Origin of the sequence: Marinobacter sediminicola (assembly GCF_031157525.1) — a bacterium.
Classification (GTDB): Bacteria; Pseudomonadota; Gammaproteobacteria; order Pseudomonadales; family Oleiphilaceae; genus Marinobacter; species Marinobacter sediminicola.
Map to the genome: position 1 here is coordinate 49931 of NZ_JAVIXR010000008.1, position 17653 is coordinate 67583.

At 54.0% G+C, this 17653-nt stretch carries 17 protein-coding genes; 7 read left to right on the plus strand and 10 right to left on the minus strand.

Annotation, left to right across the window (positions count from 1 at the left end; genetic code table 11):
- The first annotated feature begins 52 nt into the window (after nt 1-52).
- Nucleotides 53-2605, plus strand: a complete 2553-nt coding sequence (locus RG807_RS12165) for a PKD domain-containing protein (RefSeq protein WP_309045111.1) — start codon at nt 53-55, stop codon at nt 2603-2605.
- A 114-nt stretch (nt 2606-2719) separates the two neighbouring features.
- Here RG807_RS12165 and RG807_RS12170 read toward each other — a convergent pair whose 3' ends face one another.
- On the minus strand, nt 2720-3886 hold the full coding sequence (locus RG807_RS12170; protein ID WP_309045112.1) for a GNAT family N-acetyltransferase: 1167 nt from the start codon (nt 3884-3886) through the stop codon (nt 2720-2722).
- Between the two features lie 57 nt (nt 3887-3943).
- On the minus strand, nt 3944-4306 hold the full coding sequence (locus RG807_RS12175; protein WP_309045113.1) for a Spy/CpxP family protein refolding chaperone: 363 nt from the start codon (nt 4304-4306) through the stop codon (nt 3944-3946).
- A gap of 211 nt (nt 4307-4517) precedes the next feature.
- On the opposite strand from RG807_RS12175, the gene RG807_RS12180 reads away from it, so the two are divergent.
- The 6 genes from RG807_RS12180 (at nt 4518) to RG807_RS12205 (ending at nt 9463) form a co-directional block, all read left to right on the plus strand.
- A complete protein-coding gene (locus RG807_RS12180; RefSeq protein WP_309045114.1) occupies nt 4518-5204 on the plus strand; it encodes a response regulator transcription factor in 687 nt (228 codons plus the stop codon).
- A complete protein-coding gene (locus tag RG807_RS12185; RefSeq protein WP_309045115.1) occupies nt 5201-6529 on the plus strand; it encodes a sensor histidine kinase in 1329 nt (442 codons plus the stop codon). The genes RG807_RS12180 and RG807_RS12185 overlap by 4 nt, the downstream gene beginning before the upstream one ends.
- A gap of 18 nt (nt 6530-6547) precedes the next feature.
- Complete coding sequence (locus RG807_RS12190; RefSeq protein ID WP_309045116.1) at nt 6548-7153, plus strand: YigZ family protein; 606 nt, start codon at nt 6548-6550, stop codon at nt 7151-7153.
- Nucleotides 7154-7228: 75 nt separating this feature from the next.
- Nucleotides 7229-7759, plus strand: a complete 531-nt coding sequence (locus tag RG807_RS12195; protein WP_309045117.1) for a DUF4136 domain-containing protein — start codon at nt 7229-7231, stop codon at nt 7757-7759.
- 56 nt (nt 7760-7815) lie between these two features.
- Nucleotides 7816-8172 (plus strand): translation initiation factor Sui1, encoded by a 357-nt coding sequence (locus tag RG807_RS12200; RefSeq protein WP_309045118.1) that lies wholly within the window; start codon nt 7816-7818, stop codon nt 8170-8172.
- 37 nt (nt 8173-8209) lie between these two features.
- On the plus strand, nt 8210-9463 hold the full coding sequence (locus RG807_RS12205; protein ID WP_309045119.1) for a D-amino acid dehydrogenase: 1254 nt from the start codon (nt 8210-8212) through the stop codon (nt 9461-9463).
- Here RG807_RS12205 and RG807_RS12210 read toward each other — a convergent pair.
- From RG807_RS12210 to RG807_RS12245, 8 genes are all read right to left on the minus strand, one after another.
- Nucleotides 9460-9930 carry a DUF4442 domain-containing protein gene (locus RG807_RS12210; protein ID WP_309045120.1) on the minus strand — a complete coding sequence of 157 codons (471 nt, stop codon included), beginning with the start codon at nt 9928-9930 and terminating at the stop codon, nt 9460-9462. The two genes, RG807_RS12205 and RG807_RS12210, sit on opposite strands and share 4 nt — an antisense overlap.
- A 109-nt stretch (nt 9931-10039) precedes the next feature.
- Nucleotides 10040-11683, minus strand: coding sequence for a fatty acid--CoA ligase (locus RG807_RS12215; protein ID WP_309045121.1), 1644 nt, complete (start codon nt 11681-11683; stop codon nt 10040-10042).
- A 116-nt stretch (nt 11684-11799) separates the two neighbouring features.
- A complete protein-coding gene (locus RG807_RS12220; RefSeq protein WP_309045122.1) occupies nt 11800-12132 on the minus strand; it encodes a Na+/H+ antiporter subunit G in 333 nt (110 codons plus the stop codon).
- 15 nt (nt 12133-12147) lie between these two features.
- The gene (locus RG807_RS12225) at nt 12148-12417 is read right to left on the minus strand and encodes a K+/H+ antiporter subunit F (protein ID WP_309045123.1); all 270 of its coding nucleotides are present in this window, start codon (nt 12415-12417) and stop codon (nt 12148-12150) included.
- On the minus strand, nt 12414-12902 hold the full coding sequence (locus RG807_RS12230) for a Na+/H+ antiporter subunit E (protein ID WP_309045124.1): 489 nt from the start codon (nt 12900-12902) through the stop codon (nt 12414-12416). Before RG807_RS12230 ends, RG807_RS12225 begins: the two co-directional genes overlap by 4 nt.
- Complete coding sequence (locus RG807_RS12235) at nt 12902-14440, minus strand: monovalent cation/H+ antiporter subunit D (protein ID WP_309045125.1); 1539 nt, start codon at nt 14438-14440, stop codon at nt 12902-12904. The genes RG807_RS12230 and RG807_RS12235 overlap by 1 nt, the downstream gene beginning before the upstream one ends.
- On the minus strand, nt 14437-14805 hold the full coding sequence (locus RG807_RS12240) for a Na+/H+ antiporter subunit C (RefSeq protein WP_309045126.1): 369 nt from the start codon (nt 14803-14805) through the stop codon (nt 14437-14439). Before RG807_RS12240 ends, RG807_RS12235 begins: the two co-directional genes overlap by 4 nt.
- On the minus strand, nt 14805-17606 hold the full coding sequence (locus RG807_RS12245) for a monovalent cation/H+ antiporter subunit A (RefSeq protein WP_309045127.1): 2802 nt from the start codon (nt 17604-17606) through the stop codon (nt 14805-14807). Before RG807_RS12245 ends, RG807_RS12240 begins: the two co-directional genes overlap by 1 nt.
- Nucleotides 17607-17653 lie beyond the last annotated feature (47 nt).

The window sequence follows — 17653 nt, forward strand, 5'->3', positions numbered from 1 at the left end:
GAACACTCTTTGCAATTAATAGAGTGATCAGAAACGACAGGGAGAGGTTGGGATGTCCGAAATAGTCGACTCTAAGAGCAGCCATGCAACGGCGTCCGTGATGGGAGGTGCGCGCGGTGTGTTGATTGCTGTAGTTGCTTCGCTAGGACTTATCGCCTGTGGCGGAAGTAGCGATGGCAACGACACTGATGATCAAAATCCCACCACTGCTACCCCTATGTCGGGCAGTGCTCAAAAAGGGCCATTTCAGGCTGGCGGCACTGCGACGGCCATTCAGCTACAAGCCGACGGTTCGCTTGGCAGTGCTTCTGTTTCGGGTGATATAGCGTCCAATGGTGGTTTTAGTCTTACGGACGCCGACTGGGCGGGCCCGACCCAACTTGAAATGACGGGTGTGTTTTTTAATGAGGTTGTCAACAATTTCACCAGCGATAGCGCCACACTCCATGCCGCCATCACATTGCCGGATGATGCCAGTGCCAACGTGAACCTGTTTACCCACTTTGCTGCGGCACGTACCCAGACGCTAATGGCTGCTGGTGCTGATTTTGGCAACGCTCGCGCTCAGGCACGTGGCGACTTGAACGCCATCATAGGCATTAGTGCGGCCCCAACCTCACTTGATCTTCACGAGGACAACGGAAGCACTGCACACCAGAGTGACAGTGCGAACTTGTTACTGTTCTCTGCAGCGACATTGACTGCAGGTGTAGACCAGGCCGGGATCGATGCGATTGCTGAAGATTTTGCAGATGACGGTCAGATCAACGGTGTTGGGCAAATCAAATTCGACGAAATTAAGCAGGCGGCAGCGGATCATCCAGACTTGCTCGCCACCGCACGTGCCAATATGCAAGCAACATATAGCGTTGTTCCACCGGATAACGCCACGGGTCTGAGCCCCGTTTGGGTTCCCGGTGCGCCGCCTCTGCCTGTTGCATCGTTCACTTTCAGCGGATCTCTCAAAGCCGGCGACCCCCAGTCGTTTGACGCAGATACCTCAACTGGCGATACGCTGACTTACGCTTGGGAATTCGGCGATGGTGATACGGCCACCGGCGCACAGGCAACACATGTTTACGGGGATGCAGGTAACTACACGGCAGTGCTTACGGTTACAGACAGAGGCAATCGTAGCGACACTGAATCTCGTGATCTGGCCATTACAGAAGGTTCAACAACGCCGGCGCCACCAACCGCAGCCTTTAATGTCAGCGGTGATCAAGTAGTGAATCAGAATCTGACATTTAGCGCGGGCAGCTCGGTGGGTGCAGACTTGGTATACGCCTGGACGTTTGGCGACGGCAATATGGCCAATGGCGCACAGGCAACTCACGCCTACACCTCTGCAGGGGATTACAGCGTTGAATTGACGGTGACTGACAGTGCAAGCCAAACGGATACAAAAGCGCAGACTTTAACTATTATCGCGTCACCGAGTACGGTGCAAAAGGTATCCGCGAGCGACCTCACGGATGGTGATAGTTTCGGCGTTTCGGTCGCGATGGACGGCGATACTGCCGTGATAGGGGCGGAGTTCGCCGAAATTGGTCGCAACAGGGATGCTGGTTCAGCGTATGTATTCACTCGCGTTAACGGTGTTTGGAGCGAGAGTCAGCAACTTATAGCGAGTGACCAGTCGGCTATTGATTATTTTGGCTCCTCCGTTGCCCTTGATGGCGACACCATAGTGGTTGGTGCGAGAAATGCTGACGGCGGGGGCGCGGCCTATGTGTTCACCCGCTCGAATAGTGCCTGGAGCGAACAGGCCAAACTCGTGGCAAGCGATCGAGAGCCGGGAGCGAGCTTCGGTAGCGCGGTCGCTATTGAGGGCGATACCGTACTAGTGGGTGCGAGTGGGTACTATAAAAATGGTGCAGGGCTACAGGGCGCTGCGTATGCATTTACCCGGACAGGCAGTTCCTGGAGCCAGCAGGCAAAACTCACTGCAATCGGTGGTTCTGAGCCTGAAATTGCAAAGTTTGGCCACGCAGTCGCTCTCCAGGGTGACACCGCCATGATTGGCGCGCCTTTTACCCGTCTCAGTGGTAACAATGCAGAAGGTGCGGTCCATGTGTTTACCCGCTCGGGTAATAGCTGGAGCCATGATCAGATGCTGGCAGTCGGTGTTAGTGAGGGCAAGGCGTTATTCGGTTACTCGGTTTCTATCTCCGGTGAAACTGCTGTGGTAGGGCAAAGCCAAGGCACCGTCGGCACCAAAACGTCGCAAGGTTCGGCCTATGTTTACGATCGGGTTGCGGGTGTTTGGAGCGAGAGCCAGCGGTTGATTGCAAACGATGGCGAAGCACGCGATGTATTCGGGAGTTCGGTTTCTATTCTCAACGACACCATTTTGATTGGGGCGGGTTTCGCAGATGCCTATGCCCGACTATCAGGTGTGGCATATGTGTTTACGCGCTCCGGTGGTGCATGGAATCAGCAAGACAAACTATGGGCCGAGCCGGCTTCCCAGGACGATCGTTTTGGCTACGCAGTCACCCTTGATGGCACCGAAGGCTTGATAGGCGCTTATACCTCAGGCACCTCTTACATAGATCCAGGCAAAGCATATTTTTACGATTTCAGTGACTTGGTATCGCCGTGAATGGCTGAGTGCATTGGCAGCGACTGTGCAAGTGTGGAAATGCAGCGCTCAGGGCCTCTGACTTGTCTTGGCGAACGTCTGGCAGCCCACTATTCAGGCTGCCTCACCTTAACGTTATGGGTTTGAGGTTTGACGAAACGGCAGCGCCGTTTCGGCCTCCTCGTAATATCCCATAATCTGCTCTGCTTCTTCACGGGTAAACGCCGCAATGGCATCCCGAAAGCCCGGGTGGGCTATTCCATGCCACGAGTGGGTGATCACCGGCTCAAACCCCCGCACTAGCTTGTGCTCCCCCTGCGCGCCTGCATCAAACATTTGCAGGCCCAATTCGATAGCCAGTTCAATGCCCTGGTAGTAGCAAGTCTCAAAGTGCAGATGGCTGTACTCTTCCAGGCAGCCCCAGTAACGGCCGTAGAGTGTGTTTTGCCCGGCTAGAAACAATGCTCCTGCAATCATTTCACCGTCTTTAACCGCCACAATCACATGCAGGTGCTCTGGCATGGTCTCGCGCATTTGCTCGAAGAACAGCCGGGTAAGGTAAGGTTGTTGCCCGCGTTTCAGGTAGGTGGCCTGATAGAAAACATAGAAGGCTGCAAGAACTTGGTCGGATATGTTTCGGCCATGAAATCGGGCAAAGGTAATATCTTGCTCGGCTACTTGGCGTCGCTCTTTGCGAATGGATTTACGTTTGCGGGAGGTGAGCTGGCCCAGAAAGTCGTCAAAACTGCCATAGCCTTTGTTGCGCCAGTGGAACTGGCAGCCTATTCGATGCAGCTGAGTTTCGTATTGGAGCAGTTGCTGGTCTTGTTCGTTCGGAAACAAAAGATGCCACGAGTGAGCACCAAGTTTGGCGATAAGGGCGTCAAAAAGGTCGTGAATACTTTGGGCATCAAGAGCGCTGCGAAGCTGTGGATCAAGTAGTAACCGTGGTCCCTGGGACGGTGTAAACGGGACGGCAATCAGTAGTTTCGGATAATAATCCATGTCATAGCGCCGATAGGCATCTGCCCAGGCCCAGTCGAACACATACTCGCCCATGGAGTGGGATTTCAGATAGGCCGGGGCAACGCCGGCAATCTCGCCGCCCATGCGGAATATCAAATGGCTGGGCTTCCAGCCAGTTGCTTCACTGGTGCAGCGGGTGCTTTCCAGCGCTTCAAAAAACTCGTACCGGAGAAACGGGTTGCCGGTGCCTGCCAGCCTTTCCCAGGTATCCCTGGGGATATCGGACAGGGCATGACAGGCCTCGAGTGTTATAGAAGAAACTGCGGGTTCTGACATGGTTGGGGCGTACTCCTTGATCGCTCCCCCTACCTTACGTCAAAACCCGGCTTGTGATCACTTCTTCAGGTTGTCACAGCGCTTTTTCATTTTGTCCTGCATTTTTTTCATGCGCTTTTCGTGCTTCTGGCGATTTTCTTCGTGAATTTCATTCCAGATTTCGCGCTGTTTATCGGTTAGTTTCAGACGCTCAGCCATGGCCTCTTGCCGCTCAGCCATTTCTGCCTGGCGCTCGGCTTGGTCAAAGCGACCCTTGCCTTCGCGCATGTCTTCGCACATTTCTGTCATGTCGCGCTGGTTGCCGTGGTGGCCGCCCCCGTGTTTCCCAGTCGAGTTGCTTGCCATCAAGGCCGGGCTGGCTGCAAACAGAGCTGAGGCCAGAAGGCCGGCAGTAATAATTGAAGATTTACGTTTGCTCATGATGTTTCCTCGCGTTGTTAGCTGCTTTTCAGCAGAAGGTTGATTCGTATGACAGCCATGGTACCGCCCGGCTTGGTAAACGAGCGTCAATGCCATGTAAAGGTTCTGCAAAGGACCATAAGCCAGAGCCAGCAGACTCTCGGGGCCGTGATAGACTTCAGCTAACACTTCAGGCGCAAATCAGGCGTTCAAAACCGGGCAGAGAGTCAGAATGCAGAACAGGGTTCTTTTGGTAGAGGATGACGATGAACTGCGTGAGTTGCTTGCTCGCTATTTGAGCGGCCAGGGGTTTACCGTACGTGAAGCCGCCAATGGAAAAGATGGCTTGGCATTAGCGCTTGGGCAGCACTGCGATATTGTTGTGCTGGATATTATGCTGCCAGATATCAATGGGCTTGAAGTCCTGCGAGAACTGCGCTCCCAAACGCATCTGCCGGTGGTCTTGCTGACAGCCAGGGGAGACGAGACGGACCGAATTGTTGGCTTTGAAGTGGGTGCGGATGACTATATCCCAAAGCCTTGCAACCCTCGTGAGCTGGTGGCTCGTTTGCAAGCGATACTGCGCCGGGTCGCCTGGGATCAGAAGACCGAGGTGAAGGCTGAGCAGCGGTACGGTGATTTGCGCATTGAGACCAATCACCGGCGCATTTACCAAAATGATGAAGCGCTTGATTTAACAGCCACTGAGTATGAAATTCTTCAGGTGCTGCTGGCCCATGCGGGCAGTGTGGTTCGAAAAACCGACCTTATGCAATGGGCTTTGGGGCGACGCCTTGAAGCTTTTGACCGGACACTGGATATGCACATCAGCAATCTTCGTAAAAAGCTTGGGAGTGACGATTCGCCAAGAATTGAAACGGTGCGCGGTCTTGGCTACAGCTATCGGGTGTCCGAATGAACGCCCGCTTTCAATCTCGTCTGATAGTGCCGTTGTTTTGGCGGATTTTTGTTCTGATCTGGCTGGCCATGGTGGTAACGGTCATCGTGAGTAGCCTGGCTTCCCGTGTGTTGCTGGATCGTGAGCGTGCCGCCATCGAGCGTCAACTTGAGTTACGGGATCTTGGTTTTGAAGTGTCTGCAATACAGCAGACCCGAGGGCGTAGAGATGCACATAGGTTCCTCAGGGCGCAGGGGGATGAGCTGGGCCTGCATCTGATGATGATCAGTGCGGATGACGATAACCGTTTACCTGCGGCTATTCGCTCGCGAATAGATTCGGGTTGGTATCGGCAAAAACCTGCCATTGTTGACGTTGGAGATGGCTACCGTTTGGTTGCCTGGCCGAAAATGCACGGAGAGGGGTGGTTGGAGCCTCGGGTTTTCCGCTTTTTGGAAATAGGCTTGGCGTTCATTCTGATCACCCTTGCATGTTGGTTAATAGCGCGTTACGTGTCGCGGCCGATGCGGCACATGGAGTCTACGGCGAAGGCGATTGCCGGGGGTGATACACAGTTAAGGGTGAACGAACGTATTGCGGCCAGGCGGGATGAAGTGGGCCAGCTGGCGACGGCGTTTAATGCCATGACGGATCAGCTTTGCACCCTGCTGGATCGACAGAAACATCTTTTAAGGGATATTTCCCATGACTTGCGAACGCCGCTGGCGCGTCAGCGTATTGCGATTGAACTGGCCAGCGAAGGCGGCGTAGAGGAAGAACTGATGGGCAGCATCCTGCGCCAGAATGAGCGCCTGGATACCATGACAGGGCAAATATTAACTCTGTATCGGGTGACAGAGGAGGGCGGCGGTATCGCGCGTGATCCGGTGCGCCCGGTGGATCTACTGAACCAGGTTTTGCGGGATTCTGCAGACTATGCAGAACATCATCGGGTGGCCTGTAAGCTGGTCTCAATGCCAGAGAGCACCGGTGTGACCGTTCTGGGTGATGCGGGTCTGTTGCAGCGGGCGTTTGATAATATTCTGCAGAATGCTCTGGACTACACGCCGCCAGGCAAGATCGTCCATGTTTCTTTGGCGTTGTCTTCAGGTTGGATAAGCCTGACGATTGAGGATGAGGGGCCCGGCGTTGCAGGGGACATTCTGGAAAACCTCTTTGAGCCGTTTTTTCGCGCTGATAAATCCCGGGGAGGCCAGGGTTGGGGGTTAGGTTTGGCCATAGCCAAAGATATAATTCAGGCTCACGACGGCGACATTACCGCGCGTAATAGTGAACATGCCGGTTTGCAGGTTGTCGCCCGGTTGCCCGTATTTGCGGCGGATTAAAAAATTACAGGCAATTCCATGAAAAAAGATTATCCCGTTCCTGCCGGCTACCTTGAGCGGGAGACGGAAATCAAAAAAAGCCGCTTCATTGCCCGGATTGCGCCTGTAGCTTCCCGGGAGGAAGTGAAGGTTTGGCTTGAAAAAGCCCATCAAGACCATCCCGATGCCCGTCATATCTGCTGGGCTTATCAGATAGGTCGCCCAGGCTCTGCAGCGGAAGCCGCCATGAACGATGATGGCGAGCCTTCCGGTACCGCAGGCAAGCCTATCCTCAACGTGATTCAGCACAAGGATATGGGCGACGTTCTGGTTATGGTTATTCGGTATTTCGGTGGCATAAAACTTGGCGCCGGAGGGCTGGTGAGAGCCTACGCAGGCGCTGCTGAGAGTGTGCTTTCGGAGGTGGGCAGGGTATTTCACAAACCGCTTAGCACAGCCAACGTTGTGATGGGGTTTGCGGATGAACAGCCACTGCGGCATTGGTGTGATGTTAATTCTGTAGAACTGGAATCAGTTATTTATGGTGCTTCTGTCACCGCGCGGGTTCTTGTTCCGGAAGATCAGGCTAATACCTTTAGCGCCTTTTGTGATGCACACAAATTGGATTACAGTTTCGAAACATGAATCGGCAAAAATGCATCGGACAAGTGTCTTGCGCGTATACTGATGTCAGGATTCCAAGAAACCAAGGGGTAGGCAATGGCTCGTATTCTGATGGCAGCACTGGTGGCACTGGCAATAACTGGGTGCGCCAGCAATGTGGTTACCGATTACAACTCCGCCGCGGCGTTCAGCAATTATTCAACCTGGGACTTCGTGTCCAACCCCGGCGAGCCCTCGTTTATTTCTCTCGATGGAAGCCGTGTCCAGAGTGCGGTTGAGCGGGAGTTGAACCTTAAATCCATGACCAAGGTTGCAGAACCGGAAGCCGACCTGCTGGTTAGCTGGCGGATTGTAGAAGAGGAGCGTCTCGAGCAATCTGGCGTTGGCATGGGTTTAGGCTTTGGTACCGGTAACTTTGGTTGGGGGATTTCGTCACCGCCACCGGTGCGTGAAGTAAAAGAAGGCAAACTGGTGATTGAGTTAGTCGATACAAGCTCGAAGGAAGTTGTTTGGCGTGCAGCTAGTCGCCGTTACCTCAATGAAAAGCAGTCCCCTGACAAACGCGGAAAACTCATTGACGAAGTGGTTGCCGAGATGTTCACCAAGTATCCTCCTGATCTGGACTAAAAAATACAAAGGCCCTATGGAGGCATAGCTTCAAGGGCCTTGCATAGGGAGGGTAAATGGCTAAGCAATCTACAGGTGGGTTGGTATTTTCAACCGAGCAGGGGCGGATGTGTCCCGAGTGCCGAAACCCGGTTTCAGGCTGCACTTGCCGTGAGGCTCAACGCCCTGAAGGTGATGGTGTTGTGCGAGTGAGTCGTGAAACCAAAGGGCGCAAAGGCAAAGGCGTTACTCTGGTAACGGGTATCCCCATGGATGACAAAGAGCTTAAAGCTTACGCGAAAGTACTCAAGGCCAAGTGCGGCACGGGCGGCACAGTTAAAGACGGGGTAGTGGAAATTCAGGGCGACCACCGGGATGTGCTTGTGCCCCTGCTGGAGCAAAAAGGCTGGATTGTTAAGCGTTCAGGCGGCTGAAGGTATCGATACGAACTCTTTTTGAAAGGAGGCAGGCATGCACATACTGGTTTTGGGTGCGGGAGTTGTTGGAACAACCACCGCCTGGTTTTTGCAGAAGCAAGGACACCAGGTGACGGTGGTAGATCGGCAGGGCCAAGCAGGCCTGGAAACCAGTTATGCAAACGGGGGGCAGATTTCTGTTTCCCACGCCGAACCTTGGGCGAACCCCTCCGCACCGTTAAAAGTGCTGAAATGGCTGTTTAAAGCGGATGCCCCCCTATTGTTCCGCCCAAGGATGGATCCTGCCCAATGGCGCTGGGCCCTGTCTTTTCTGACGCAATGCACATCTGCAAAAGTCGCCCATAATATTCGCCAGATGGTGAATCTTGGCACATACAGCCGCAGCCAGTTACAAGCTTTGCGCCAAGAGGCTGGGCTTGAATACGACCAGGTAGAAAAGGGTATTCTGCATTTTTACACCAATCCTGAAGAGTTTGATGCCGCGCTTGAGCCAACTCGAATCATGTGCGATCTCGGGTGTGATCGACAGATTATTGATGCGGAAAAAGCCGTAGAAATCGAACCAGCGCTTAGTCATATCCAGCACAAAATTGCGGGTGCAACCTATACCCCTGAGGATGAATCCGGTGATGCGCGCAAGTTTACCCAGGCACTGGCGGAGCGGTGTCAGGACGCCGGTGTGGAGTTCTGCTACCAAACCGACGTTCTTGGTTTCGAGCGCGCGGGAGAGCGAATTCTTGGCGTTCAGGTGTTGAAGGATGGGCATCACCAAACCATGAGGGCGGACAGCTATGTACTCAGCCTGGGAAGCTTCAGTGCAGTGCTAGCTCGTCAGCTTGGGTTGTTCTTGAACATCTATCCCGCCAAAGGCTACTCCATAACGGTACCGGTGAAGAATGACGAGGCTGCATTCAATGTGAGCCTTACAGATGACGAGTACAAGCTGGTTTACTCGCGCCTTGGCGATCGTATTCGCGTTGCGGGAACGGCCGAACTGAGCGGCTATACCCGCGATCTTAATTACACCCGCTGTCGTGCCATTGTGCGTAGAACAGCAGAGATAATGCCTGAAGCGGGTTATTGGGATCAGGCCGAGTTCTGGACAGGCCTGCGACCAGCAACCCCCTCCAATGTGCCCTACGTGGGCAAAAGCCATTTTGCCAATCTGTATTTGAATACCGGCCACGGAACGCTGGGTTGGACCCATTCCTGTGGCTCGGCGGCTGCTCTGGCGGATATTGTTGATGGTAGGAAACCGGAAGTGGATTTCACCTTTTCAGGGCTTTAACGTTTCTTTCTGACGTACAGAACCTTGTTAACCCGGGCGACCAACTCGCCTTTTTCATCAACAATGTCTACATCCCACTCAGGTAGAAACTTATCGCCGCCCGCAGTGGCTGTACGAATTTCCTCCAGGCGTTCGCCAGTCAGCTCAAAGTGAGCGGTCACCTTGCCTTTGCCGGGGCGGATAAAATCGATACAGGCAGACTTGTCCCAAACTATGTAGTCATTCCCCAGGCTGTTCATCAGCAGCAACATATACATAGGGTCGACCATACTGTAGAGCGAACCTCCAAAGTGCGTACCCACGTAGTTGGTGTTGTACCAGCGCAGATTCATTTCGACGGTTGCTGAGCTGTAGTCATCCGCAATATGGATCACTTTAACGCCTGCGCCTGCATAGGGGCCGTATACATTCATTATCTTACGTACGCCGTTCGGGCTGGCTATCCAGTTACGCAGTTTCGACATCATAGCGGTGAGGCTCTTTTGCAGGAGAAAGTTTTGAGGCGTGGGATTATACGTTGAAAAACAAAAATGGCCCGCAGGAAAGCCTGACGGGCCATTTGGGTGTTAAACCGGATTACTGCAGTTGGTCTCGAATCAGCTTTTTGTTGATCTTGCCGACACTTGTTTTTGGAATGTCTTCAACAAAATCCATCTGTTGGGGTATCGCCCACTTGTTGATCTCGCCGCTTTCGACGTGTTTTTGAAGGTGAGCCTGTATATCTTCCAGTGATGCCTGAACACCGGGTTTGAGAGTGATGAGTGCATAGGGCCTTTCTCCCCATTTTTCATCGGGAATGCCTACAACGGCCGCACCTGCCACCGCAGGGTGCTGGCTGATCAAACTTTCCAGATCAAGGGATGAAAGCCACTCGCCGCCTGTTTTGATCACATCCTTGATGCGATCCTTGATGGTGAGGGTATTGTTTGGTTCGATGGAGGCGACGTCCCCCGTATGCAGCCAGCCGCCCTGCCAGAGTTCTTCACCTTTGGCAGGTTCTTTGAAGTAACTTTGGGTTAGCCAGGGGGCGCGGGCAACGACTTCACCCTGGGCTACACCATCGTGGGCCACCGGGTTGCCGGAAGGATCAACAATTTCCAGTTCCACCATCGGGACGGCAATGCCGGTTTTGATCCGTGTGGCCGTTTGCTGCTCCAGGGGCAGTTCCAGTTCTTCCGGTTTTAGGTGGGTGGCACTGAGCAATGGGCATGTCTCTGACATGCCGTAGCCGGTGTACATGCGAATGCCCAGTTTGGCTGCGGCGTCGCACAACCCCTTGGTCATTGCACTGCCACCAATCAGCACCTGCCAGTTGCTCAGATCGGCGGTTTTAATGGAGTCGGTGCCCATCAGCATCTGCATGATGGTTGGAACACAGTGGGAGAAAGACACCTTGTGTTCCTTGATCAGATCAACCAACAGCTCTGGCTCATAGCGGCCGGGGTAGACCTGCTTTATGCCCATCATGGTGGCGGCATAAGGAACGCCCCAGGCGTGAACGTGGAACATCGGCGTTACTGGCATATAGACCGACGAAGAGCGCAGCAGCGGCATCTCATCGTAGGCCGCAAGTGAGCCTGTCATGGCCAGAGTGTGCAGCACCAGTTGGCGATGACTGAAGAATACACCCTTGGGATTGCCGGTTGTGCCGGAGGTGTAGAAGGTGGTTGCCACACTGTTCTCGTCGAAATCCGGGAAGTCGAATTTTGTGGCTGCATCGGCTAGTAGTGCTTCGTACTCTCCAGTGGTGGTGAGCTTCGTGGCTTTGGCTGTCTTTTCATCGCTAAGCTGGATGTATGTCTTAACGGTTGTGATTTCGCTCTGTAAACCTTCCAGAATCGGCAGGAAATCATCGTGTACCAGAACCACGTCATCTTCGGCGTGGTTCATGGTGTAGACAATCTGTTCGGGTGACAGGCGCACGTTGATGGTATGTAAAATGGCACCGATCATTGGAATGGCGAAAAAGCACTCCAGATAGCGGGGAGTGTCCCAATCCATAACTGCCACGGTGTCACCCGGTTTTACACCCGCGTCGGTGAGAGCGTTGGCGAGGCGATGAATCCGCTCAACCAGATCCGTGTAGGTGTACTTACTGTGGTTGGCGTACACAATTTCTTGATCGGGCGAATACCTTGGCCCGGATAGCAGTAACTGCTTTATCAGAAGAGGGTACTGATGGGCATTTTCAGCTGCGGGTAAAATTCGTGTTTTTGCCATGTGTCGAATCCTTATTCCCTGTTTTTAGTGTTGTCTGAGAAGTTGGGTCAATCTGACATAAATTGTTTAGGATCGGAAGCTTGCAAGGTCTTTTAGCCTCAGGCGACCGGCAATAGCTATTGCTCCCAAGGCTTGCCTTCTGTGCCTTCCATTGTTTTCACACCTATGTGCATCGCTGCTTTCGCCAACATGTTGGCGCTCACCGGGGCAGTCATCAGCAAAAACACAGTGATCAGAATTTCGGAGATGCCGATGTCTTCACCCATGGCACTGAAATAAATAACCGAGCTGAGCATGATGGCGCCAACACCAACGGTGGTTGCTTTGGTTGGTCCGTGCAGCCGTGTGTAAAAGTCCGGCAGCCTTGCCAGGCCGATTGCACCGATCAAAGTAAAAGCGCCACCGAAAAGCAGCAGGGCCGAGATAGCATATTCTGCAAATGGGCTCATAAATATCTCCGGTTGTTACTCAATGACGCTGCCGCGCTTCAAGTATTTCGCCATGGCTACGGTGCTCACAAAGCCCATAACCGCAATCAGCAAAGCAGACTCAAGGTACATGCGCGTGCCCAGAGTGATGCCCAGCAGGATGATCAAGGCAATGGCGTTGATATAGAGCGTATCAATCGCCAGAACGCGGTCGGGCTCATCGGGCCCTACAATCAAACGGTATACGTTCAACAACGCGGCCAGAGTCACCATGGCAATGGTCACATACAGGGCGGTGGTGATCATTTGAACATCTCCATCAGCGGTTTTTCGTAGCTGTTGTAAATGGCGTCGATAACTTCCTGATCGCTACCTGCGTCCAGCGCATGGATAAGCAGGGTTTGGTTATCATCACTCACATCAGCGCTGACTGTTCCAGGCGTGAGCGAAATAGTACTGGCGAGAATGGAAATGGCCAGCGGGTGATCAAGTGTAAGTGGGTAGCTGATAAAGGCCGGTCTTGGTGTGCGGGGGCTCAGGATCAGCCAAGCCACCGAAAAGCTCGCCACTATAATGTCTTTTAGAACTCGCAGTATGTAACCCGGCATGCGCCAGGTTTTCACAAAGGCCGGGCGCTCCGGCCAGAACCCGTGAGTTATCTGCGGAATCACCCAAGCCAGGATAAGACCGAGTACAACACTGCCACCAGATACGCCATCGCTGAGTATCTGCCATGTGGCAAACAGAATCAGGCTCAGCCAGGGTTGAGGAAAGCTCAGGCGATCAAACATCAGTTTATCTCCCCCACCAGCGGGTTCTGAGGTACGTGCACAGGCGTTTGTAGAATGTTGATATAACCCTGGTTGTCGTGCAGCTGTTCTGCAGTCGCGCGGGTGTAGTCACTGAGCGGACCTGCCAATACCACGATTAGCATGGTCAGGCAGGTCAGGATGCCGGTAGATACGGCGACTCTGTTATTCATGGGTTCCGGGGTTTCCAGATGGCCATCTACGTTCCACCAGAAAACGATGCTGCCAGCGCGGCTGTATGCGATGAGCGTGAGGAGGCTGCCTACCAGAAGAACACCCCAAAGCCAGGCCATCTCAACGCCAGGCTCAACAGACTGGAGAATCAGCAGTTTCCCGAAAAATCCGCTCAAAGGTGGGAGGCCCGCAGCGGCCACAGCGCCAATAAGGAACAGCACGCTCAGGAAGGTTCTGTGGTGCATTTTGGGTGCGGTAACGATGCTGTCACCTGCCGCTCCCCTTTGGCTTGCAACCAGTTCAGACACCAGAAATAGCGCGGCAACTGTCCAGGTGGTGCTGACCAGATAAAACAAAGCGGCAGACAACCCCGCTTCTGATCCCAGCGCGATCGGCGCAAGCAGTGTTCCTACCGAAATAATAACCTGCCAGGCCACCAGAGTTTTGAGGTTATCAGCGCCCAAAGCACCGATAACGCCCATGCTCAATGTGACCAGTGCCAGAGGGAAGAGCCAGTCCATACCCAGGTTGGCGAGCTCGCCAGCGTCTTCTCCGAACATCAGCGGGTATATTCTCACAATGGCGTAAATGCCCACCTTGGTCATGACCGCAAACAGGGCAGCAACCGGCGCCGTTGCTCTCGCGTAGGCTTTGGGTAGCCAGAAACACAGGGGAAGGATGGCTGCTTTGAGGCCAAAAACCACCAGTAGCATCATGCCCCCAGCCTTAACGAGGTTCAGGTTATTGCCAGTCACCTGCGGGATTTTTACAGCCAGGTCCGCCATGTTCAGGGTGCCGGTAACGCTGTAGATCATGCCCACACTGATCAGGAACAGGGCAGAGCCTGCCAGATTCAGAACAACATAATGTAGCCCGGCTACGGTGCGGGAGCTGCCGCCGCCGTGCATGAGCAAGCCGTAAAAGGCAATAAGCAGAACTTCAAAGGCAACAAACAGGTTGAACAGGTCGCCGGTGAGAAATGCAATGTTCAGGCCCATTAACTGGAACAAAAACAAGGTGTGGAACTGGCGATTGCCTTCATCGGCACCGCCACTTGCATATATATGGCAGAACAGCCCGAGAACCGCGGTTAGCACCAGCATCAGGGCCGATAGCCTGTCGAGCACCAGAACGATCCCAAAGGGAGGCTGCCAGTTGCCGAACGCGTAAACGCGGTAACTGCCATCGCTGGCAAGCGCTAACAAAACAATCGCGGATACCAGCATCAGAACGGTAGTGGCAATTGCCAGAGTGCGGCGCAGGCTGATTGGGGCGTAGCCCATAAACACCTGCAAAATACCGCCGAGCAGGGGGATCAGAATCGGGGCGATAAGCCAATGAGTCATTTATCGCTTACCTCTTGCTCAAGTTTTGACGGTGGCGTGGCGGCTTCACGCCGACCATCCACATGATCGTTTTCGTTGTCCGCCAGATTACGCAGCGATAGAACAACCAGGAATGCCGTCATGGCAAAACCAATAACAATGGCGGTGAGCACCAATGCCTGGGGCAAGGGGTCGGAATAGCTCGCGGCGGTTCCGATGACGGGCTGCTGACCTGTGGCGAGTCGCCCGGAGGCGAAAAGGAACAGGTTTACGCCATAGGAGAGCAGTGTCAGCCCCATGATGACGGGGAAGGTGCGAGCACGTAGCAGCAGATAAACACCTGATGTCGTTAAGGCACCTATGACCAGTGCAAATAGCAGTTCCATTACGCGCCCTCCATTTTGCTTTTGATGGCCGAATGAGGCGACAGCCGGCCGATACTGACCAGCGCCAGCAAGGTTGCACCGATCACCGCCAGGTACACGCCCAAATCAAACACCAGCGCGGAGGCTACTTCGAATTTGCCCACCACGGGCCAGGTGATATAGCCAAATGAGCTGGTCAGGAACGGATAGCCAAAGGCCAGACTGCCGGCACCGGCGATAGTAGCAAACAGTAGACCGAGGCCAATCACGATGTGGTACCTGAATGGAATGCGATCCTCAGTCCACACCATGCCGCTGGCAATATACTGCAGAATCAACGCCACTGAAGTAATCAGTCCGGCAATAAAACCGCCCCCGGGCAGGTTATGGCCACGCAGGAAAATATAGGCAGACACCATCAGTGCCAGCGGTAGCATGGGGCGGGCAATTTGCCGCAGCATCAGCGGGTAGTGGTCCCGCGTCCAGGCATGTCCTAGCCCGTCTCCCGGAGGGGGAGTCAGTGCGGTATTCTTCAACATGGCGTAAATGCCAAGCGCTGCAATGGCCAGTACTGTTATCTCACCCAGAGTATCGAAACCACGGAAGTCCACCAGAATCACGTTTACCACGTTGGTTCCGCCACCGCCGGGTTTGCTGTTTTCCAGGAAGAATTCAGAAATGGAACTGAATGGCTGGGTCAGCATGGCGAGGGTAATCAGAGTCATGCCGGTACCCGCAGCCAGAGCAATCAACAGATCCCGAATGCGGCGCCCTTTAGAGCTTTCCATGGGCGTCCAAGAGGGCATGTAATAAAGTGCCAGCATCAGCAGAACAATGGTGACGACTTCCACCGAGAGCTGCGTCATAGCCAGGTCCGGTGCTGAGAAACGGGCGAACGCCAACGCCACTATCAGGCCTACAACGCTCAGAAGTACCAGCGCGTAAAAGCGCTCTCGGTGCCAGAGGGCGGTTGCCAGAGCGGAGACAATCAGCACACCAGCCGCAATGCCCGTAGGCCAGTCAACTGGGCTTAGTCCATTCTCACCAATATAAAAACCGCTCTCCACGAGCGGCATTATTGCTACTGCAATGACGCTTACCACCAGAAGCATGGCGTAGCGTTGCAAGGAGCCGTTTTCGAGCCATCCGGTAAAGGTGTGGGCCATGTCTTCGATTTTTGAAACGGCATACTCGAATACCGCCTTGCCATCCACTTCCCGGAGTTGCGCATGGAAGTCGAAAAAGCGTTGGCGTTGTGTGTACATCAGCAGGCCACCAAAGAAGGCCAGGAAGCTCATCAGCAATGGCAGATTAAAGCCATGCAGGATCGCCAGTTGATAGTCCGGTACTTCGCCACCAAGGGTTGCAGATGCTGCAGAATACAGCAGCGGCCCGACGGAAATGGTTGGGAATACGCCAACCATGATGCAGGCAAACACCAGAATCTCCACCGGGAATTTCATGTAACGGGGAGGTTCGTGGGGCGGGAACTTGGGAAGATCAACCGGCTTGCCGTTGAAAAACACGTCGTGAACAAAGCGGGCCGAATAGGCAACGGCAAAAATACCCGCCAGGGTTGCAACAATCGGAGGCACCCATGCCCAGAGGCCAGGCAGGTTGAGCTGCAGGGACTCAGCAAAGAACATTTCCTTACTGAGGAAACCGTTCAGCAAAGGAACGCCCGCCATGGAAGAGGCTGCCACCATGGCTAGGGTGGCGGTATGGGGCATATAACGCCAAAGCCCGTTGATTCGGCGCATATCGCGGGTGCCTGTTTCATGGTCAATAATACCGGCGGCCATGAACAGTGAAGCCTTGAAGGTGGCATGGTTGATTACGTGGAATATCGCAGCAACAGCGGCCAGTTGGGTGCCCATGCCCAGTAGCAGAGTGATAAGGCCCAGATGGCTTACGGTTGAATAGGCAAGCAGCCCTTTCAAATCGTGTTTGAACATGGCGATATAAGCGCCAAGCAGAAGTGTGGCCATGCCGGTGAAACTGACCATATAGAACCATTGTTCGGTCCCCGCCAAGGCCGGATACAAACGCGCCATCAAGAAGATGCCTGCTTTTACCATGGTGGCAGAGTGCAGGTAAGCCGAGATGGGGGTAGGCGCCTGCATGGCATGGGGCAGCCAGAAATGAAACGGGAACTGGGCTGATTTGGTAAAGGCGCCAAGCAATACCAGAGTCAGTGCCACGGGATACATGGCGTGGGCTTTGATTTGATCGCCCGCGGCAAGCACATCGTCCAGCTCAAAACTGCCAACAATATTGCCGATAATCAGAATGCCGGCCAACAGGGCCAGCCCGCCGCCACCGGTTATCGTCAGTGCCATCCGTGCACCACGCCGGGCATCCTGTTTATGGGTCCAGAAACTGATCAGCAGGAAGGAGGTCAGGCTGGTGAGTTCCCAGAAAATGAGCATCAGAAGCAGGTTGCCAGAGAGCACAATGCCCAGCATTGAGCCTTTGAAGCAGAGCAGCAGGGAGTAGAACTTGGCTACATTCTCCTTGGCGCTCAGGTAATAGTGAGAGTAGATGATGACCAGCAGGCCGATGACCAGTATCAGCAGTGCGAAAAGGAGTGCTAGACCATCAAGGCGAAAACTGAAGGAAAGCCCGAGTGTCGGCAGCCACTCATAAGTGTGAAGCACCGTGCCACCCGCCGAAAGAACAGACCAGTGGGGAAATAGCGCCGCCAGCGCAATCAGAGCAGGGACGGATGATGCTATTGCGATAGCCGTTCGCCCGCCCTGGGCAAATAAGGGTGCTGCTATGGCCCCCAGAAACGGCAGTAGTACAACCAGCGGTAGCGACATCGCAGCCTCGTTAGCGGTTTTGTTTTTAATGAATGAAAATGGTTTAT